Source organism: Phormidium tenue FACHB-1050 (assembly GCF_014696925.1).
Classification (GTDB): domain Bacteria; phylum Cyanobacteriota; class Cyanobacteriia; order Pseudanabaenales; family Pseudanabaenaceae; genus Pseudanabaena.
This window is the reverse complement of sequence record NZ_JACJQY010000006.1, coordinates 35812-56553: the sequence shown is the minus strand read 5'-3', so window position 1 is coordinate 56553 and position 20742 is coordinate 35812. Positions and strand designations below refer to the sequence as shown.

The following is a 20742-nucleotide window of genomic DNA, read 5'->3' as shown; positions in this document are numbered from 1 at the left end:
TTTTTAATTCTTGTCAAAATATTAAGGTGATTAATGAAATGACTTCTTGGGATAGTACTAACGTATCAATCGGAGATATCTTTGACTGGACAAACTTAAACCGTCTTGAGTTGCGACCAGATTTTCAGAGACGTGAGGTATGGAGTCAGGCGGCAAGAGTTATGCTCATAGACTCTATTCTCAAAAACATACCAATCCCAAAATTCTATGCCCGCAGAATGGTAAGAGATAATGCTACTTTCCGAGAAGTCATTGATGGTCAGCAAAGACTTAGAGCAATTCTTGACTTTAAACATGGTGTTTTTGCTCTTACATCTCCCCCTTGTGAAGAGCGCTTTCGTGGAAGGCGATTTGAGGATCTAGAGCAAAGAGATAGAGATCTGTTTGTAAATTACCGACTAGATATGAATGAAATCACATCCGCAACTGATGATGAAGTAAGACAAATCTATTGGCGCATTAACAAATACATGAAGCAGCTTAATAAGCAAGAGCTGAGACGTGCTGACTTCCCAGGCGATTTTCTCAAGATTTCAGAAGATCTTGCACTATCAGATACTCTTGATGAGTTTAAAGTTTTTACACCCGCAAATCGAAGACGCATGGCTGATGTTGAGTTTGTATCTGAACTACTCGCATTAATGATTCGAGAAAGTCCTTTAGATAAAAAAGAGCAGTTAGATGCGGTCTATGAAGAATATATGAACTGGGCAAAGCCTGATAGTGAGGAGGTAATCCAACGATTTAATCAAGTAATTAATGATTGTCAAATAATCTTTGATGGTGATGGACTTCATGGAAAACTTGCTGCTATTGGTCATACAAGGTTTCGGCAAAAATCTGACTTTTATTCATTGTTCGGAGCAATCTACAATCTTCACCGTCAAGGTGGAAGCATTACTGGCAAAGATTTAAAACCACTTCGCACTGATTTATCCATTCTTGACTATCATATTGCCCCATCTTCGGATGTTGTGACTTTACGAGAGTATGCGATTCGCTGTGTCTCAGATGCTAACTCAGCTTCAAGTCGCCGATGGAGAATTGACTTATTAGAAAATATTATCTGTGGCACCTATCTACAAAAACTTTCCAAATCCTCTGAGAAGATATTTTCTAGCATTCTATATGACATTATTTGGGGTGGGCAACTTTGTCCTCCTTCTAATGAAACTTGCCCATTTTCGGGTGTAGAGTTCTCTCCAACTCCAGAGAACTCTATCTTAGCATGGACTGGTAAAAGTAATGTTCTCCAAATGTCAAATGCTCAGTACATTCAAAGAGAAATTTTGGAAGCCATCAAACTTAAAGATGAAGAAGCTAAGCTTGATGGCTGGCTAATTGTAGATCCACTTCATCAATCATCAGATAACCCTAATCAGATATCTATGGAGCTGGATTATGATTGAATTTGAATTCAACAGAGAAGTATATGCTTTGCCAGAGAATATCCTAGGGGAAAATGATTGCACATATACAATTTCTGAGCAGTTAGGGAAAGGGGGGAATGGTATTGTTTTTGAATGTGAAAATGCTGCTACTGGAGAAATATTTGCTTTAAAAATTCTTATAAATCCCAAATACCCTAGATCTCAAAGATTCCAAAGAGAAATTAAAGTAATCAGTTGCTTGAGTCATCCACATATTATTACCTACATTACTCACGGTAATATGAGCGTTATCCGTAAGCACTCTAGTTCTAATCTCAGAAACCTAAATAATCAACAAAAGTGTATTCAACCTTTTGTTGTCATGCGTAAAGCCGACTCTAATTTGCGAGAATTTCTTACAAATAATCTCTCCCAAATACGTTTTGAAGATTATTATGGTCAGTTTGTCGGTCTTACTAGGGCGCTTGAACAACTACACTCAGAAGCTAGAGCAATACATCGCGACATCAAACCTGACAATATCCTAATCAGCGGAGATATCTGGCAGATTTCTGATTTTGGTTTGTGTGCTCAGTTAGAGGGAGAGGAAAAACATTTAACTCGCGCTGATGAGGCTGTAGGCCCTAGATATTGGATGTCACCTGAAGCGGTCTCTAAAGCAATGGGACTAGCAGATGAAATTAACTGCTGCTCTGATCTTTTTCAACTTGCATCAGTTTTTTGGTTTGTTGTGACCCACCGTCCACCTATTGGCATTCTAACAATTGATGATTGGTCTGGTCCACCTTCATTAGGTAAACTTCTCTTAGAAACCCTGCAACATAATTCATCTCGTCGCCCAAGTTCTACCGCTGAATTTCTTAAAAGTTTGGAAGATATAAAATTTGCGTAGGCTTTTAATATTTTCAAGAGTTGAATAAAGTTCTATAACAACACAAAAAGAAACTGACTAAACTACAATAATAAATAGATTAAATTATAATCTAGACCTTGCGAATCTTAAAAGTTCTGCAAAGTAGGTATTTTGGATATAAATAGGGATTGCTGAATAAAGCTAGAATCCAAGACAAATAAGGGTCTTAAGTTTTTTTGAGCCAACCAAGTGCAAGAGTATGGCATTTGGAGGCTCAAAACCCATGTATTTTGGCAAAAATCGTGGGGTAAATTTTGAACCCAACCTCCAAAACCACTATTGTTAGAGCTGTGTGGCATCTAGATTCACTTTGTAGACTTATTCAGCAAGCCCTAAATACTAATGAAGCTGAATTACCCAATTTACCTTGATTATCATTCCACTACTCCATGCGATCGCCGTGTAGCAGATGTCGTACTACACTACATGACTACTGCATTCGGCAATGCTAGCAGCACAGATCACATCTACGGCGATAAAGCCGATCACGCAGTCAAACAAGCCACCAAACAAATCGCCGATTTAGTCGGAGCCGTACCTAGAGAAGTAATTTTTACATCTGGCGCGACCGAAAGTATTAATCTGGTTCTACGAGGATTACCTCAAAAATCACCTAGCTCCCATAAGCTCAAAATTGCTGTATTACCCATAGAACATAAAGCTGTTCTTGATACTTGTGATGCCTTAACTAAAAAGGGACTTGCCGAGATAATCTTTTTAAAAGTCGATCGCCAAGGCAAACTAGACCTTGAAAATTTAGAAACAACTTGCTCTCAAGGAATAGATTTAATTTGTGTGATGGCAGCCAATAACGAGATTGGCACGATTTACCCTCTGCAAGAAATCGGCGCGATCACGCAACAATATGACATTCCCTTTCTTTGCGATGCCACCCAAGCTGTTGGCAAAATCCCCTTTAACTTTCGAGACTGGGGCATTACCTATCTGACACTATCAGGACATAAAATGTATGCTCCTAAAGGCATTGGAGCCTTAATTTTGCGTAAAGGCTATCAGCTAGAACCACTTATCTATGGAGGTGGACAACAAAAAGGGATCAGAGCAGGAACGCTCAACGTCGCAGGAATTGCTGGGCTAGGTGAAGCTTGCCGCTTGCGCCAGCAAGAAATGTCGGAAGACGAACAAGTAATTGCGGCTAAACGCGATCGCCTCCAATATTTATTACTAGAGAGTATTCCTGAACTTGTGATCAATGGCGATCGCCTCAACCGATTGGCGGGAAACTTGCATATTTCTATACCCAATATTCCCAATAAAGCAATCATTGCTAGAATTCACGATCAACTAGCGATCGCGACAGGCTCGGCTTGTGCATCAGGAGTTGAGGCTGCTTCTCATGTTTTGCAAGCCATTAACCTACCCACAAACCTCATTGAAGGAGCCTTACGAATTAGCATTGGCAAATTCACAACCGATGTAGAAATTGATCGTGCGGCAAATATCTTGATTGCAGCAGTGCATAAAACTCAACAAATTATTTTGGGTTAAGCTGCTCACAGATAGGAAAAGCAAAAATTCAAGAATCTTGAAAGGCTTAATTCAAGATTCTTGATTATATTTTTCAAGAGTCTTGACTATTGATTAAAGATTCTATATTATTGCTTTTGAACTTTCATCAAGATCAATAATGGCTATCAAGCTATCTGTCTTCAATATGAAAGGTGGAGTAGGCAAATCTACAACTGCCTATAACCTAGCCGTAGGACTAGTTAAATTTCACCAAAAACGAGTTTTGATTATAGACATTGACTCGCAGGGAAATGCTGGAGCAGCATTAGGCATTGAAATATGGCACCTGCAAAAACAGTTAAAAGATGTTCTTCAGCGTCACGCTAAGTTGTCAGAAATTATTGTTAAAACTAATTCGGGTGTCGATGTAGCTCCATCCAATATTCTCCTTGCCGAAGAAGAGATCCCAATTTCGGGACTGCCAGGTAGAGAGTTGTTACTGAGGAAAGCGATCGCGTCAGTCGAAGCGCAATATGACTTTATCTTGATTGACTGTCCGCCAAACATTGGCGTATTTACAATCAATGCACTCATGGCTGCCGAAGGTGTAATTATTCCCGTAGACATGAGCTACCTGGGTTTACTTGGCATCAAGGGAATCGAACGCGCTCTTTCATTAATACGAGACTCTCTAGAACATCCAATACAGATTGCTGGCGCTCTTGCGACTCGGTTCGATGGACGCAACAACTTGAGCAAAGAAGTTCAGCAATCCTTACATAATCATTTTGGCGATCGCATGTTTAAAGCTGTGATTCCTGAAACGGTGAAATTGCGTGAGGCTCCAAGTCATGGGCTATCTATTTTTGAATACGATGCCAACGGGACAGGAGCAAAAGCATATAGGGAATTAGTTGATGAGGTAATGAAATGGCAGTAAAGAGATCGGCATTAGGCAACAATCCACTAGCGCAAGGTATCTTTAGTAAGACCGAACCTGAAGAAGAATCTTTAATCAAGAATCAAGAATCAATAACCATCAATCAAGAATCATCATTCTTGATTGATGGTGAAAAAGAAAAAATTAATCTCAGACTGTCACTCGAATTAAATGACTGGCTTGATAATTTGCTGAAACAAGGTAAACGAAAGCACGGGCAGAAGATTGCTAAGGAAGTATGGGTTCAAGCTGCGCTCGAATTATTTCGGGCAATGCCCATCAACTGGGAGGAAATCCAGACTGAAGAAGAACTACGTTCAACCCTATTGAAACTTGAATCAAGAATCAAGCTTCAAGATAATCAATAGTTTCTTTTGTAATTGTGTTGCAGGTTCTTTGCACTCACAAGACAATTCAATTATTATATTGATCGCTTACGATTTACTTCGAGCAAATCTTACTTTTTAAGCAAGCAGAGACAATTCGCTTCAGCTATACTCCCTCCTCAGAGCAAAATTAGGCACTTACATAGGCGGGAACTCACCTTGGAAAAGATTGTTCTGGGGACTAATCGTGTGTTTACTTTTTGAGTGGTAAAGGATTAGCCATTCCTAGATTTAGACAACTAGAAATCTTATTTCAAGAATAATTAATCAAGATTCTTGAAACAAGATTGTTAGTTCTAGCTTGAAAATTTGCTCAAAAAGGAACAACTTAAAGATTGAAAATAATTTATGCAATAAGGTCGGACTGAAGTTGCAATCAAATTATTTTGAGTATTAAAAACGTGATGTGCAACTAAGAAATAGAAAAAAAACTCACAGCCGAGAGTGTTAGAAAATAGGACTAACGCCATTAGCGGTGAGCATCATGTTTTCTATAGAATATTTTATCATTGCCGTCTTTTGCAAAATTGATGAACTACTCAAAGAAATAACGGTAGAGCATCGGGTCAGAGCGAAGGGGTTTGAGCCAGCTTTAAGTGACAGTGAAGTGTTAACGATGGAAATCGTGGCTGAGTATCAAGGTATTGAGACTGACGTAGGGATCTGGAAATATTTTCGTAAGCATTGGAGGGATTGGTTTCCCGCCTTAAAAAGTCGCACTACCTTTGTCCGACAAGCCGCCAATCTGTGGCAGTACAAAGCGATGCTGCAACAAAAACTAGCTGAACAGTTAGGTGCTTTAGATGATGACGTACATCTAATTGATGGAGTACCAATACCTCTGTGTTATCTCTGTCGTGCATCCCGTTGTCGCTGCTTTGAAGATATTGCTAACTATGGCTACTGTGCATCTAAGAACATGCATTACTATGGCTTTCATGGTCATGTTCTCGTTAGTGGTAGCGGTGTAATTACGCAGTTTGCTCTTACTCCTGCTAATGGCGATGAACGTGAAACTCTCTGGGATCTTGTCTCAAACATTCAGGGGGTTCTGATTGGGGACAAAGGGTATCTCAGTCAACCCCTCAAGCAAGATTTACAGACATTTGCCATTGATTTACAAACGGCTCTGCGCTCAAATATGCATGATTCTCGTCCTCGTTGGTGGGTACGCTTGATTGTCAAGGTGCGTCGATTGATTGAAACTGTCATTGGTCAGTTAGTTGGACGTTTTCACCTTGCTAAGGTTTGGGCTAGGGACATTTGGCACCTTTCTAGTCGCCTTAATCGGAAAATCCTTGCTGGGGTACGACAACGATTCCTTCATTTAAGGGACATAAGGGTAGATTTACATCTCAAACAGTCTGGTCGATGGCTTATTTCAAGCCAATCTGGTTTTAACGATAGTAAAAAAACGTACGTTTTTTTGGTACAACTCCTTATGTGCCTCTGAGTTTGATTTTAGGTAGTTCTGAGCTACTTTTTTGTGCCAAAAAACTCATCTACAAAATCACAGTACCAAACTCGTCTTATGGGTTGAGTTTCGTGGTACAGACTTTTAACGGATGATTATCAAAGTCATGCCAGAGATGAGATTGCGGACTTATGTCCCTTAAATGAAGGAATCGTTGTCGTATCCCTTGCTCATACTATTTGTTTTTGGCTCAACCGACATTCTCTTCATCCTTTACAGTTTGAAGACTTGGTTGATTCTTAATTCTTTGTTGCACATCGCGTATTAAAAGCTTAAATCCATTGAAATCCTATATTCAAGAATATTCAAACTTGAATCTTGATTCAAGTTTAAATATTCTTGACAGTAACAATTCTACTTTTAGATATCGAAAGTCTTACATAATGCAAGATTAGCCAACATTTTAGTAACCCAAAATAATTAGTAGCTAGCCTCACAATATCTTTAATAAGCTCATACAGGAAATATATCAAGAATATTCAATCATCAATCAAGATTCTTGAAAAAAGACTAAACAACTAGTTTAATAATTTGTCAAAGCATGACACACGAATGAGCGGAGAAAATTGCACTGGGCGCAGCACTCCTTACATAATCACTCTGGCGATCGCATGTTTAAAGCCGTGATTCCTGAAACGGTGAAATTGCGTGAGGCTCCCAGTCATGGAATTTCTATTTTTGAATACGATTCCAACGGAATAGGAGCAAAAGCGTATAGGGAATTAATGGCACTAAAGAGATCGATATTAGGCAACAACCGTCTAGCTCAAGGTATCTTTAGTAAGACCGAACCCGAAGAAGAATCTTTAATCAAGAATCAAGAACCATCAATCAAGAATGATGATTCTTGATTGATGGTAAAAAAGAAAAATTAATCTCAGACTGTCACTTGAATTAATTGACTGGCTTGATAATTTGCTGAAACAAGGTAAATGAAAGCACGGGCAGAAGATTGCTAAGGAAGTATGGGTTCAAGCATTGGGCACTGGTCAGCTAATGTGGGATGGGTTATGAAACGTCCATTTCATAACGATAAAAAAGACGCAAATACGTCGATCACGATATAGCTACCCAGTTGATCGGCATTGGTCGAATTATTTCGACCAATGCCGATCAACTGGGAGGAAATCCAGTCGAAGGAAGAACTATCTTCAACTATCTTGAATCTCGAATCTTGAATCAAGCTTTAGACTGCAAGCAAATCTTACTTTTTTAGGCAAGCAGAGAAAATTAGCTTCAGCAGATAGTCATTACTAGATATGTACAACTAGAAATCTTATTTCAAGAATCATTAATCAAGATTCTTGAAATAAGATTTCTCACTGGAATCTTGATAATTTGCTTAAGAAGATCTAAAATAAAGATGAAAAGAAATTGTGCAATAAGTACGGACTCAAGCTGTACTCAAATTATTCTGAGCAATGATGATCATGGATTATCTACGTTCGCTATTTCTGCACCTTAACAGGAGGTAGCTATAGAGAGCAAAGGTTTGTTGGGATATTGGTAAAGACAGACTAGTGGACTGTTTCATCTAAATTAATGCAATAGAAAACTTGGTAAAGTCAGTCTTGACAACTTTTTGACAGATCGCCTAGTGGACTGTTTTATCTAAAATAGTCCACTAGGAAACGTTAGCCATAGTTTGGTTACATCGCCTCAGAAGTGATATCACCAGACTTAATCAAAGTATGGGAATATCACCGAGAGCAAAATCCTATAAGAAATAAATCTTGTCACCATCCAGAGAGCACTCACCCGATTACGGGATAGTTTCTCAAAACCGCACCGCACCACGATTCCTGTATCTACACCCATTAGGGAGTAGAGTTTGTCTGCCGATCGCGCTCTAGCCTTTCCAGTTCGGCTTGCAAGCTAGCAATTTCCGATGCAGATTTACTCCTACGCAAAATAGGCGTTTCTAGTAAGGCTTTCAGATAGCCAATCCTGCTTCCAATAGCCGAGATAGTCTCAGATTTTGGTGGTTCATAGGGGCGCAAACAGTCAGCATTGGCTGTACGGGTAGATGGATTTTGAGAGATTGCGACCTTAGAATTTTCAGCTTTCGGCTGACTTAGCCTGCCATGTGTCTCGATCCACATCAGATCGCTAGTTTTTGGCGGCGACTTTGGCAAGTCCGTTGCGACCTGAAAATCAACATTGGCAAATTTTGGCAATTCTTGCCCTCGCAGGGGCGTTTCAGAGCACGCTAACGCTTTATATAGGGCTTTTTCTGTAACAGTCCTTTCTGTCTGGGTTTCAGCTTGTTCGTTCGGGGGGGCGATCGCTATGGGGGATGGGGCGGAATTGTTTATATTTGGACTGTTACGCGATTCGGTAAACTCTGGATGCCATAGCTGTTTGTTTTCGTATAGGGTTTCGACTGATACTTTGGCGGCTTTGGCGATCGCTTGTGCCATGCCTCGGATGGTTTCTGGCATTTCTCCTGTTTTATTTAGTTCGTTTGCGGTTGTTCGGATGCGCTCGAGCCTTTCTGCATGTTTCTGAGCTTTTTTGTTTTCTATATCTTCACTTTCCTCGTTTGTTTGTTCTTCCTTTTTACTTCCCCAGGGGAAATGATGCTTCATACACCATTTGGCGATGTCTTTGGCTTTTTGTTCTAGTCTTTTGATGTCTCCGCAAAATTTAATAAATCCTACGGCGGCTTTTGCTGTTTTGGTGATGTATTCGGCGATCGCTTCGTCTTCTTCACAGCCTAGGAAGACGCGGGCATATTTGCCCATTAGATATAACAGTTGGTTAGATTGTCCCTGTCCTGTCCATCCTGCTTCGATTTGTTTTTCTAGGTCTTCTCGCCATTGGATCGTTTTGCGGTTGTCTTTGGGTGGTTGATAGTTGGCTTTGGCTTCGGCGATCGCCTGTTTTAGTAGGTCGATGTCTTGATGCTCTTGTACGGTCAGCCATGTTTCGACAAATTGATTTAAATCCCGTCCAACGATCTGGAGATCGTTGTTGAGTTGGTAACTGCCTGTTTGCAGTGGTAGTCGATGTCCGTTGTATTCTGAGTCGTATTTTTTGGTGTTGGGGAAGCTTTCGATTACTCCTGCGGCGATTTCGCAGTTGTTTTTTTGCAGGCTGGATTTGATCGCGCAGGCGATGCCGAAGCTGGGTACTTCTTGCCAGAGGGGGTAGTAGATATGCAGTCCTTCGCTATGCGAACTCTGCACGATTAGCGGTCTGACCAATCCTATTTCTTCTAGGGCTTGGAGTACGGTTTTAAATTTCTCGTGGTTGGTGTTGGGGTGGTAGGGGCTGCCTTTGTCGATGTCGATGAGGGCATATTCGGTTTGGTTGCCGAATCTTACGCCGATTAGGGTTTCTGGGTCGGTCCAATAGTCGTATAGTCGCCTTCCTGTGATGGGATAGTGCGTTTCGGTTTTCCATTCGGGTTTGCTCGTCCTATCTACATTTTTGGCATAGATAAAGTTCCACGAATATGGGAAAAAGCTGGTAAAGGTTTGCGCTGCTAATTCTGTTGTGGTTAGTGATTTGGGTTCTATGCCTTTGGTCGTAAATTTTGGATCAGAAATATTGCAAATATGATCTTTTTGCGAGGTCATGCTTGTTGACCTCCTGTTTGCTTGTCACGGGCGATCGCTTTCTCGATCTGCTGTGACAAGTCTCGCAAATTTAATGTCATCTAGATTGTCCTGATTGTAAGGGTTGTAGGGGCTTCAATCAGGAAATGAGCAGATTTTTTTTGTTTATTTCAACGCTTCAATTATAGTTTTTTGCTGAATTTTAAAAATTCGCATAAAAAACTGTTGCTAAACTTATATCTTGCGTTAAGATATAGTGAAGCGCTGAACAAAATTGCCTCGTCAAAGCAACATCTGTCCATTTCCGGATATTCAATTTAAAAACCTTCGGGTCATCAAAGAGCTAGTGGCTGGAATCACTGGCTTTTTTGGTGTTGAAGGGAAAAACTAGTTTAGTAATCTCCTATAGATAAAAAGCGTCACATTAATAATACACACTAAGCATACAGCGATCGCAGAAAATCTGTTGCATTAAATTTCAGAATTTTATTGTAGTTGGGGTCGATCCCGAGTCAGGATTGCCATAATGTCATCTGCGGTAATATTTTTGAACAAGGAGTACTTTCAGTATCCATGCCATTCTGGTTTTTACCACTTTACTGATTGCAATGACTTCATAGTGTTTAAGATAAGTTAAGAATTTCACTACCGTTAGAGGCTGAGCTAACAAAGACATTGATGCATCATCATGAATAATGTGTAGCCATAGCAATCTAAGAAGCACTGCAACTGGTGCAATTGTTATTGATGACAGGCGATCGCTAAACCGTAAGTTCTTCACAAAAAATAAGAGACGGTGCGATGCGCCGCTTTTACTTTTGTAGTAATAATTTTGCTAACTCAGAAAAACCAGCAAACTCAGAAGCATGGGTAACGTATTGGGGTAAATGCAGGATCTTGTCTTGATAGTGAAGCACATTTGCAACGCCGACCGAGATGGGAAATTTTACAGGATTAAACATAGCCTCGTCATTAGGGCTATCGCCAACAGTTAGCACTTTCTGTGAATTGAGTTCAGGAAAATGATTTTTGAGTACTATCTCTAAGCCAGTTGCTTTATCTTGGTGCGGTGGTTTGATATGACATTGGACATTGCTGTACGTGAAACTCCAACCCATTTGCTGACATTGTGAAGAGATTACTTGAATATCATCAGTCGATAAATCATTGACATCAAAAGTCCAATCAGTAATACGGAATTGATTATCAGTGGAAGTCTGAAGATGAGGAAATTTCTGCTTAATGTGATGGAAAGCATTTTCCAGTAGAATGCGATGTCTAGATAGGTTAGGAATCGAAGAGAGCAAATTTTGATGACCATTTGGCTGTAAAAACAAACCACCATTTTCCGCGATCGCCCCTGCAACAGGTAAATAATTTACCAAAGCACTGACCCAACCCGCTGAGCGACCAGTCACCAATAGGACTTTAATTCCTGCCGATTGTAAATTGAGAAGGGTCGAGATGAAATCGGAAGAGAATTTTCCATTGTGTGTAAGAGTACCATCAACATCGGAAGCAATTAAACGGATGTCGGACAAATCAGCTTGATTGAGATTGAGCAGGGTCATACAGAAGAAATGAAACTAAAACCAGAATACAGCTAACGAGAGACTATTGGAAAATCTAGCGATTCGCTGGTGAAGACAAAACTACCATCAACGAAGTATTGACAATTCTAGAATCTGTACAAACAATATTCTCAATCATCAATCCAGAAAAATTGATAGAATGTAATCTCTAGATTATCGATTTTCCAAATCTGTTGTATTCAATCCTAAGCACTTAAAGAGGAACCAATGAGAAACAGTATCCAGTCCAAGATTGACGCAGGCTATACCTACGATGAACTACTAAGCGAAGGACTAGCCAGCTTCGATGACATAGCCCGCTATGAATCACAGTATTCCCTGTATGACGAAGATGCAGAACCAAAGCCAAAAAAGGCAAAAGTAAAACCGAAAACACAAGAAACTAAACCAAATAAAGAAGCAGAAATTGACTTTGAATTCTAGCGAGAAATGACAATATGGAATTTAGACAGATTGACCTGAAGACAGGGCAAGAGTTACCCTTGCCTCCGAAAACTATTGAGCATAGCTACCTCGAACTGAAGATCGGGAAAGACATTGTTGAGCCAAGTAAACTTGCCGTTGGCAAGATGTACGACGGCATCACTGAGCGAGACATAGAGCGACTGCAAGAGCAAGGGCTGTATCTAATTCTTGCTAATGGGAGAACTGCTTATTTTGGCGATCGCGCCATCGCCGAAAAAGTAAGCCAAGAAATCTTCACCAATCATAGCGATGCCGTCGCCTATGGCAGTTTGCCCGTCTCCGAAGCCAAGACCTCAATATTCAAAGAGCAAGCCAGAATCCTCGTCATCGATGATGAAACCCTGAATAAAAATCTAGATACAGGAACCTACCAAGCCGACTGGGGAAAGCAAACTATTACCCTGAGCAATGGCATCACCATCAGCGACAAAGCGATGGGACTCATTGCCAGCAAACTCGGCGACTGCTATAGCCTGATCTCTCCAGACCTAGCAACCCAACTGCAAGCCGAACTAAACCGTCCATTTCAATATCGAGCCGCCGTACCTGAATGGCAGGGTATGATCAAAGGCACATGTCGAGCTAGCTTGTTCTGCCAAGCCCTAGCAGTCGATGGAATTATCGCCAAATCGAGCATCAAAGGCGACAACAAAACCACCAGCACAGGCCTCCACGAAGTCAGCCTATTCTGGTCAAGAAAAGAAGATGCCAGATTCACCGAACAAAAACTAGGAACTCAAGCTCTCGTTTTCTTCCCCGAAGGAGTGCAAGCAGATGTACTACCAAAGCTGAAAATCAAAGCCGAACGACTCGCCGAAGCCCAATCCGATCCGCGCAAGGTAGCCCAACTGTATATCGAACGCCATGAAAAGCGCCAACAGCAGAGACAAGAGGCGGAATTAGATCGCGCTAACATTACACAAATTATAGAGCCAGAACTGGCTCTGGAACTGGGATTAAGCCAACAAGAAAACACAACAGCCAATGAAATTGACCGAGAGACAGTAGCCTCACCTAACGAAGAATACCAAGATTGGCTGTATGACATCCTCAAAACTGATCTAATTGAAGGCGGTCATTGCCAGATCTTAGAAATGGAAGACATCGCCAAACGCTTGCGAGAATTCCTACAAAGCGAATGGCAAGAAGTAGCCACAGGCGGCGTTTACGTCCCTAGTGGCATCGCTCAACCCCACAACCAACTGCAAGAAGGCGAAGTCAGTTTTACAGGACTACCCGATGGGGCCGAAGTTGCCATCTATCGCAGTCCCGTCGCCAATGCTGCCAACTTTGACGTATTCACAAATAACCTCACAGTTCTGCGTGAACTAGATCCCGAAGCCTATCGGCAGAAAGGAGTCTGCTACATCAACCCCAACGACGCAAAACGACTGGTGATCGACTTTGACGGCGATCGCGTGGGGATCATTCCCAGTCAACTAACACCCGAACAACAAGCCAGTTCCCAGAAAATCATTGAGCAGTATCCGACCCTCATCCAAGAAATCATTGACAAGAATCTGCCAGAGAATAAACCAATTCAAGTCGAAAAGGAAAAGAAGATTCCCCGCGATGCTGCCAATGGATTTGCCACCCTAGCCAGTGCTGCGGTGAATGCTGCCGATAACCCCACAGGAAGAGTCGCGAATCTAGGCATGAGGCTAGAAGCCTTGCGATGGGAAACCCAATATATCCCAGAATCTGAAAGCAGCGAATACTTGCAGGACATAGGCAAACACTTCCAAAAGCTACTTGCCGAAGACAAAGATCCTAAGAAACCCTTTCGCATTCTCAATGACGCATGGCGCGACCAAATTACCGAGATTAGTCAAATCGCCAGTACCATCCCCAATCTACCCGAACCAGAAAAAGCAGATGCTGTAGCCCAAGGTTTAGCCAAAACCGAGAGACTGTTGTGGAATCTAGAAAGCCTCGCAGCCGTGAACTTACAACGCGCTGTCGATACTCCCAAAAGTGCCAGAAAAGTCAATGAAGATGAATTTCAATTCTGTCAAAAAGTCGCCAAATACAAACAGGTGGAGTGGATTAAAGACAAAGACAATAGCTATGCCTATATCAGTGCTGAAGGCATCAACACCAATACTCAAGACCCCGTAGGCTGGATGGTGGAACAAGCCAACCAGATCTACAAAGAACATAGTTTGATTGGCGATCGCAACTACAATCGCTTTGACCATATCTTCCCCAAAGACAGCCATACCACCGCAGATAGCGAATGGGCAAAGGGGATCGCCACGCACTACAACAAGCTTATCTCCGAAGCCGCCGCCAGTCGTAGTCGTCTAGAGCATGAAGAAGGCATCGCCCTCACCGCAACCTCGGCAAAAGGCAACAAAATCGAAATCGTCAGCGTGATAAGCACCGACCCTGATGGCGAGTCGCCAATTTGGGAGATGACAAGGAAAGGAGAAACCGTCGATATCCAGATGGCAAAGAATAAGGACTGGAAGACCGAAAAACAATATCCCTACAAAGCCGTTGCCCTAATCGATCGCGATAAAATCGACGTGGGATTAATCTCCCCAGCCACCATCGCCGCCTATGGTAAAACCATCGAAAAGGACAAAATCTTCGGCAACCTGAAACTAGAATTCCAACTGGGAATCTCCAAAAATGATGTTGACGACAAATTTGCCGCCGCTGAGAAATATCTAGAAACCCAACGCGATGCAATTCCAGAAACCGAACGAGAGCGACGTGCCGCCGCTCTCTGGCATAACAACAACCGCGCGATCGCAGGCAAGATGTTTACGGAAGTTGTAGCCAAGCGACTGCAAGAACTACAGGTAGCAAAAATCAAAATAATTGGCTTGCAGTATGAAACTAACGAACTCAAAGATAAACAATGGCAACCCCATGAAGCCCTAAATTGCAGGATGACAATCGAAACCAATCCCCAAAGTCCCATCTATGACAAGAGAGTAATTCAAGTACAGACAGGCGACCAATGGCAAAATATGGGCGTTGTCCACAATGACGCAGCCTATATGCCCATTGGTAGTCAGTTCATCGCAAATATCCATATTTCCGCCAGTAAGAAAGACGCAGACTTAGAGATCGATAGAAGTACGTTCAAACTGCCTGAAATATGGCACGGACTATCATCAGAGCGAATCAAAGAAGCCGTTAACCTCGATGTCATTGCGCCGCAATTAAAAGAGGCGATCGCCAAAGCCTCGGCAAACCAACCGACCATGACTGAATTTGTGGAAAGGCTTGCTGATGAGAACGTGGGACTAAAAGCGCAAGTGCAGACAGGAGGAAGGATTAATGGGATTACCTATCTCTACGAAGGTCAGGCAATCAAAGCAAGTTTAATTGAAATGTCTTGGAAGAATCTCGCCGCTATGGGGGTAAAGTACGATCCAGAGCGAGATCGAGAAGCACTTACTACACCCACTACTACAGTCCAGACTGAAACTAATACTCAATCTGAAAGCCTCATGGAGATGCAGAAAAGCAGCACTCATGCAAATCCCCTCGAAAAGATAGAATCACAACTGGGGGAATCAGTGCGTAGTCATTTTGATTCAGAACAGCCAGTAAAAATCACAGGAAAACCCGTCAAGATGGTTTATCCCCTCAAGATGCATGGAGAAGTCAATCCCTTGCCAGTCAACACCTGTATTGAAGCCATGCGTGGACATGGCAGATGTCACACGACGCGGAGATATGAACCCTATGCCGCCTATGGATTTAAAGAAGGCGACATAGCGATCGCGATCGCAGGAGAGCAGAAAGTCGCTTTTCAGGTGGGTAAACAGTACAAAATCACCCCAGAAATGCTGAATGATGCAGCCTATCAACAACAATGGTCGCAGATGGAAAAACATAGCGCCAAGGAACTGAACACATTTCAAGGACATAGCAACACATGGGGAATGCACTTTCAGCCACTGGGAGACTATGTAAATGGAAAAATCATGCCATTTCCGACAGAGCCTATCAAAGCTGATAACACCATCGTTGCCGATATTCAGCAACTAATGGAATGGAGCCGAATAGCAGAATATTTGGGCAAGAGTGAGAAATATATAGACCGAATTCAAGAGCTGATAGCAGGCGAGAGCATCACCGAAAAAGCACAGCAAGCAATGCACAAGGATCATCACACATTAAGCCAGCACGTCGCCTCGCAATGGCGGGAAATCTTGGCAATCAAAAGCGACTATGTAGAATCACAAGATGGCAAACTTGTATTTGAGCGTAAGGGCAACGAAGGTAAATATCGAGCCACATGGGAACAGGACACCGATACATTGACATTGGATGCCAAAGTCTTGAACCAAGGTAAATTCCAGTATTCGCCACTTCTGGTACAGCAGGGATTAGAGATCGTGCACAGCCAAGTAACCGTGAGAGATGCCAAAAATTGCGATCGCGCTCTTCAGTTAATCGCAGAGAGTCAAAAGGAATATCAGGAGTCCCGATAACACAGATATTATGCCCAGATTCATTGTTTATGTAGAAACAGTAAGAGCGCTTACGCTTAAAGTCCGCGACCAATGACGTAGTAGGAATAACTACCGTGAAAATAGCAATAGGCGCGATGACAGGCAAGACACAGGTGCAGGTATATCGTTCGAGAGCCAGATGTCTGAAGACCACAAAACAGCAAATAGATCTTGCCAAATCGATGCAAGCCAAAGTAACAGATTTTGGCAATGGCACAAAACTCCTGACCTTCAGAGATGGCACAAAGCGGACAATCCAAACCAAGGATTTACTCCTAGATGCAGTACAAGAAAGTGTCCAGGAATTAGGAGAATACCTCGCTCAACATCCAGACCAAATCTCAAAAGTAGATCCGAGCATCTTGGAAATGTTGACCTATGCCGAGTATTTCGTCAAAGCCGCCATGAACGAATACACCACAGATCCGCAACATTGCCGCGAAGTTGCGACAAGTCATTTGGAAACCCTGTCCGAAGACTATCCCCAGATCTTCTCTAAAAAAAATGCAGCAAGAGAATTGAACTAAACATCAGTCTAGCTATCTCGCTTAAATTCGAGTGAATTGACAGAGATCTGACTTACCAAGTCCCACACAAGTATTGAAGAAAATCAACAAATTATTAGGAAAAACTATGAAGCCACCATCAATTTTCAAGATTGCAGTCGAAGCTCTTGTGACTGTGAGTCTGATTGCATTACTGGGATTATTGACCGCACTAACCTATGCCCTACTATCATTTCTAGGGGCTGAACCCACGGCTCAATCACTGCTAACTTCTCAGATAGAAACACCTGAAGTCACAGTCAGGCATCTAACAGCTACGAACCCATTACTTCCAGATACAACAGTATCTTTGCCATCAGCAAAAGCAGCACCAAAACTGAAAGCTACGGTAAAGGAAGTAAAGACTGAAATCATTGCCGAAGTCGCTACCAAGCCACTCACGAAAATGACTGTTCAAGAACTAAGACCCCTAGCCAAAGAACGCAGAATCCCTAACTGGCGAAAACTGAAGAAGAAAGAATTGCTCTTCTACCTAACCGCCTAGTTTCAAATAGCAATCTTGTCAATGTAGATATCTATCAAAAAGAAATCTACATTGACAAGCAAGAAGAACGCTAGCGCGTAAAGTCCGTGAGCGATTGTCAACCAAAAATTAAAATCAGGAGACTAAAAACATGGCTCGTCAACTAAGATTCGATACCCCTGAAGAACTTGCCGATAAAATCATTGATAAGCTGAGTCAAGCAGAACTGCATGTAACCACCAGAGCCTTGATTGTCCATATCAACGCGCAAATCCCAGTCAAGGAACTGGAAAAGACAGTAGCAGCCAGCAATGCAGTAGTTGAAACCAGCCGCAGACCCAAAGCTCGTAAACCACAAGTTAGCACAGACAAGATGTGGCTGTATCAAGCAAAGAAGGGATGGGCTTTGGCGAATATCAACCTGCCAATTGAGAAAGTGATTCAACGCTTGCAGAATCATTATGGCTGCAAGATTCTGGCAACCAAAGAAGGCAAGATCAACTTTCTGCCATCAAAGCCCACCACCATTGACGAACTGCAAAAGAATGGATTTGTCGTGTATCGCCAAGACCTGAACAAGAAAGCAGCCTAGTCCATCAACACCTAATAACCAAAAGCGACTAGATCCAAATCGTTGGATCTAGTCGCTAAATTACTTTGAGAACAAAAATAAATGCTAACGATCGCCAAGACCAACCTCGCCACAGGAGAGATCGTCGATAACGAGATCCAATTTCGGGACACCCTCCTTGAAGTCCTGCATCCAGACATTAACCTCAGCATTGGCAACATTTCCAGCTACTTACAAAAGATCGCCAAAGCCGAAACCATCGCCAAAACCAGCAAATCCGCCAGCAAGCGCAGCACCGCCGCTAAAAGCATTGCACCCCTAAAGAAACAAGCGATCGCCGCCCTAACGAAAGGACTAGGCAAATACCAACTAGCAGGAGCATCGGGAGCGAGAAAACATGGAGACTTCTTCTTCAGTCAAGGACTCAACCCCTTTGCCACCTATTTCCCCAACTCTATGGGACAAATCAACTACGGCTCCATCCTCATGACCGAATGCCTGAAAATCTATAGCATCGAACGAGTAAACATCCTGATCGTCCAAGACAAAGAGCATCGCACTGATGACTGTCACGGTAAAATCAGCCATGAATTTCTCAACCAACTGCGCCAAAGCCAAGACTTTGTGATCCCAGCCAACACCCCTTTCCAGTTTCGAGCAGGAATTGCCCATCAATGGGTTGCCAAAGGAACCTTACAACTCAGCCTAAACTGTCCCGCAGGAATTGACTTAATCCTGCCTCTATCATGTTTCAAAGGACACAAGCCCAAACTAGGTATCCACAAACTCGCCAATCTGAAACTTGGAATCGTTAACTTTGCCCAAAAACGTAGAGTCAAGACCTCCTACACCGTCTGGCAATGGTTTAGTCAACAAGCGATCGCCCAAGATGTCTTGCCAACTACTAAACTCAAAGCCGAAACCCTCGTCGCCGCCCAATCAAACATTCAACAACTCTGCCAACTGATCCAAACCGAACAGTGGGTGAAAACAGATGAACCTGAAGAAGAACGCGAAGAAGAAGCCGACGGCAAAATCCTCGCGGAGATCCTCAAACACGACATTCACGGACAACTGCTAGAACATCCCTATGTAGTACGAAAGATTGAAGACTTAGTAAGAAGAAGGTGGTTAACCCTAGCCACCAGTGGCGGTATTAACTTCTCTAGCTTCATGGCGCAGCCCTATCCCGAACTAGGAGAACTAGAAATGTGCATCCCTGAAATGCCCGAAGGCGAATATGTCGGCTTCCGCTATCCCATCCGCGATCGCAATGACTTACAGATTTGGACAAACAAACACATCAAAGGACTCAACCAACAGGGAACCATGTATGTCAACCCAGATATCGCCCGTGACTATTGCGGCATGGACTTTGATGGTGATACTTTCTGCGTGAAATCAGTTCAGAAACTACCAGAAATCGCCAAAGAAATCCGTCAACACCACATCAAGCCCACCACCTACAAACCCGACAAAGTGCCAGTGCAAGGCACATTAGCCGAAGTCGCTCTCAGATCTACTGAAAACCAAATTGGACTGATTACCTATTACCTAGCCACCGCATGGGCAACAGGCAACCATCAGTACATTGCGGGCTTAGCCCAAGAAGTCCAAGTCGCTGTAGATCGGCTCAAATCCGATCTTAGCCACGACCAAGCCTTTCTCGATGAAGTGGGCAAAAGCCTACCAAAACTAGATTGGCTAATTGACCGCAAGCGTCAAGGAGTCTATGGCAGCTACTACGACGCTAAACAAAGATGCAAAATGCCTGCTAGACCAATGGAAGTAAATGGTGAATATAACGACGCAATTTCTTTATTGATTCAATCTGTAAATGAGATCTGGCAACCCGTAGATTTACACGAACGTACCCTACTCGAATTCCGCGAACTATTTATCAAACCGAGTGAAACCCTCTACAAAAGAGCGATCGCCCGTCGTGATGAATATACCAGCAAGATTAGGGAAGCGATGAAACTATCAAGCGATCGGGAATCCCGCAAGAAAATCTTGAGAGCAGCAGTGCAGTGGGCAAAAGGACTAGGCGAGAAACTACGCAACAAAAGCGAGCAGACAGCGCAAACCTGTGCCGCCGCCATGTGGCAAGCCAGTCACAACGGCGATCATGGCACGGCAAGCGTTGTCTTCAATATGTTCCTGCCCGAAATCTGCGATCGCCTCCATGACAATCAACTGATGCGCTTACAAATAGTAGGCGCACAGTATGGAGAACTTGCCTCAACCAAATGGACAGGAAATGGAGAACACGCCTGTATTCCCATCCTTGTATCACAACGCCAAGCAGATGGCAGATATCAAATAGAAGTCATCCGTAAAAGCAGGAAAAAGCCATACCTACTGGGACTAGTCGCCAAAGACTCCGCCAAAGTATTAGTTGGAGAATACACAGCTTCGCTGAAAACACATCAAAAGACCATAGTTTGTGAACTGGTCGCTGCATAAAAGCAATACA

At 42.7% G+C, this 20742-nt stretch carries 14 protein-coding genes and 1 pseudogene; 13 read left to right on the top strand and 2 right to left on the bottom strand.

Annotation, left to right across the window (positions count from 1 at the left end; genetic code table 11):
• Nucleotides 1-38 precede the first annotated feature (38 nt).
• The 7 genes and pseudogenes from H6G05_RS05770 (at nucleotide 39) to H6G05_RS05740 (ending at nucleotide 7425) form a co-directional block, all read left to right on the top strand.
• On the top strand, nucleotides 39-1409 hold the full coding sequence (locus tag H6G05_RS05770) for a DUF262 domain-containing protein (RefSeq protein ID WP_190577120.1): 1371 nt from the start codon (nucleotides 39-41) through the stop codon (nucleotides 1407-1409).
• Nucleotides 1402-2283: a serine/threonine protein kinase gene (locus H6G05_RS05765; RefSeq protein WP_126390966.1), complete on the top strand. Its 882-nt coding sequence runs from the start codon at nucleotides 1402-1404 to the stop codon at nucleotides 2281-2283. Before H6G05_RS05770 ends, H6G05_RS05765 begins: the two co-directional genes overlap by 8 nt.
• Nucleotides 2284-2646: 363 nt before the next feature.
• On the top strand, nucleotides 2647-3813 hold the full coding sequence (locus H6G05_RS05760) for a cysteine desulfurase family protein (protein ID WP_190577118.1): 1167 nt from the start codon (nucleotides 2647-2649) through the stop codon (nucleotides 3811-3813).
• A 139-nt stretch (nucleotides 3814-3952) separates the two neighbouring features.
• Nucleotides 3953-4714 (top strand): ParA family protein, encoded by a 762-nt coding sequence (locus H6G05_RS05755; protein WP_199310352.1) that lies wholly within the window; start codon nucleotides 3953-3955, stop codon nucleotides 4712-4714.
• Nucleotides 4705-5082, top strand: a complete 378-nt coding sequence (locus H6G05_RS05750; protein WP_190577116.1) for a hypothetical protein — start codon at nucleotides 4705-4707, stop codon at nucleotides 5080-5082. The genes H6G05_RS05755 and H6G05_RS05750 overlap by 10 nt, the downstream gene beginning before the upstream one ends.
• Nucleotides 5083-5584: 502 nt before the next feature.
• Nucleotides 5585-6403: pseudogene (locus H6G05_RS05745) on the top strand (IS982 family transposase); the annotation flags it as partial.
• A 737-nt stretch (nucleotides 6404-7140) separates the two neighbouring features.
• Complete coding sequence (locus H6G05_RS05740) at nucleotides 7141-7425, top strand: ParA family protein (RefSeq protein WP_190577112.1); 285 nt, start codon at nucleotides 7141-7143, stop codon at nucleotides 7423-7425.
• Between the two features lie 966 nt (nucleotides 7426-8391).
• Here H6G05_RS05740 and H6G05_RS05735 read toward each other — a convergent pair.
• Nucleotides 8392-10155 carry a hypothetical protein gene (locus tag H6G05_RS05735; RefSeq protein ID WP_190577110.1) on the bottom strand — a complete coding sequence of 588 codons (1764 nt, stop codon included), beginning with the start codon at nucleotides 10153-10155 and terminating at the stop codon, nucleotides 8392-8394.
• Nucleotides 10156-10946: 791 nt separating this feature from the next.
• Complete coding sequence (locus H6G05_RS05730) at nucleotides 10947-11705, bottom strand: HAD family hydrolase (protein WP_190577108.1); 759 nt, start codon at nucleotides 11703-11705, stop codon at nucleotides 10947-10949.
• A 228-nt stretch (nucleotides 11706-11933) separates the two neighbouring features.
• On the opposite strand from H6G05_RS05730, the gene H6G05_RS05725 reads away from it, so the two are divergent.
• From H6G05_RS05725 to H6G05_RS05700, 6 genes are all read left to right on the top strand, one after another.
• A complete protein-coding gene (locus H6G05_RS05725; RefSeq protein ID WP_190577106.1) occupies nucleotides 11934-12149 on the top strand; it encodes a hypothetical protein in 216 nt (71 codons plus the stop codon).
• 14 nt (nucleotides 12150-12163) lie between these two features.
• Nucleotides 12164-16645, top strand: coding sequence for a hypothetical protein (locus H6G05_RS25260; protein WP_242025279.1), 4482 nt, complete (start codon nucleotides 12164-12166; stop codon nucleotides 16643-16645).
• Nucleotides 16646-16740: 95 nt separating this feature from the next.
• Complete coding sequence (locus H6G05_RS05715) at nucleotides 16741-17193, top strand: hypothetical protein (protein ID WP_190577104.1); 453 nt, start codon at nucleotides 16741-16743, stop codon at nucleotides 17191-17193.
• 106 nt (nucleotides 17194-17299) lie between these two features.
• Nucleotides 17300-17716, top strand: coding sequence for a Rho termination factor N-terminal domain-containing protein (locus H6G05_RS05710; protein ID WP_190577102.1), 417 nt, complete (start codon nucleotides 17300-17302; stop codon nucleotides 17714-17716).
• A 130-nt stretch (nucleotides 17717-17846) separates the two neighbouring features.
• Nucleotides 17847-18287 carry a hypothetical protein gene (locus H6G05_RS05705; protein WP_190577100.1) on the top strand — a complete coding sequence of 147 codons (441 nt, stop codon included), beginning with the start codon at nucleotides 17847-17849 and terminating at the stop codon, nucleotides 18285-18287.
• Between the two features lie 81 nt (nucleotides 18288-18368).
• Complete coding sequence (locus H6G05_RS05700; RefSeq protein WP_190577098.1) at nucleotides 18369-20732, top strand: hypothetical protein; 2364 nt, start codon at nucleotides 18369-18371, stop codon at nucleotides 20730-20732.
• Nucleotides 20733-20742 lie beyond the last annotated feature (10 nt).

What these genes read in the sequence shown, in the direction of transcription:
- H6G05_RS05770 (WP_190577120.1), top strand. Translation starts at nt 39, where the DNA reads ATGACTTCTTGGGATAGTACTAACGTATCAATCGGAGATATCTTTGAC.
- H6G05_RS05765 (WP_126390966.1), top strand. Translation starts at nt 1,402, where the DNA reads ATGATTGAATTTGAATTCAACAGAGAAGTATATGCTTTGCCAGAGAAT.
- H6G05_RS05760 (WP_190577118.1), top strand. Translation starts at nt 2,647, where the DNA reads ATGAAGCTGAATTACCCAATTTACCTTGATTATCATTCCACTACTCCA.
- H6G05_RS05755 (WP_199310352.1), top strand. Translation starts at nt 3,953, where the DNA reads ATGGCTATCAAGCTATCTGTCTTCAATATGAAAGGTGGAGTAGGCAAA.
- H6G05_RS05750 (WP_190577116.1), top strand. Translation starts at nt 4,705, where the DNA reads ATGGCAGTAAAGAGATCGGCATTAGGCAACAATCCACTAGCGCAAGGT.
- H6G05_RS05735 (WP_190577110.1), bottom strand. Translation starts at nt 10,155, where the DNA reads ATGACCTCGCAAAAAGATCATATTTGCAATATTTCTGATCCAAAATTT.
- H6G05_RS05730 (WP_190577108.1), bottom strand. Translation starts at nt 11,705, where the DNA reads ATGACCCTGCTCAATCTCAATCAAGCTGATTTGTCCGACATCCGTTTA.
- H6G05_RS05725 (WP_190577106.1), top strand. Translation starts at nt 11,934, where the DNA reads ATGAGAAACAGTATCCAGTCCAAGATTGACGCAGGCTATACCTACGAT.
- H6G05_RS25260 (WP_242025279.1), top strand. Translation starts at nt 12,164, where the DNA reads ATGGAATTTAGACAGATTGACCTGAAGACAGGGCAAGAGTTACCCTTG.
- H6G05_RS05710 (WP_190577102.1), top strand. Translation starts at nt 17,300, where the DNA reads ATGAAGCCACCATCAATTTTCAAGATTGCAGTCGAAGCTCTTGTGACT.
- H6G05_RS05705 (WP_190577100.1), top strand. Translation starts at nt 17,847, where the DNA reads ATGGCTCGTCAACTAAGATTCGATACCCCTGAAGAACTTGCCGATAAA.
- H6G05_RS05700 (WP_190577098.1), top strand. Translation starts at nt 18,369, where the DNA reads ATGCTAACGATCGCCAAGACCAACCTCGCCACAGGAGAGATCGTCGAT.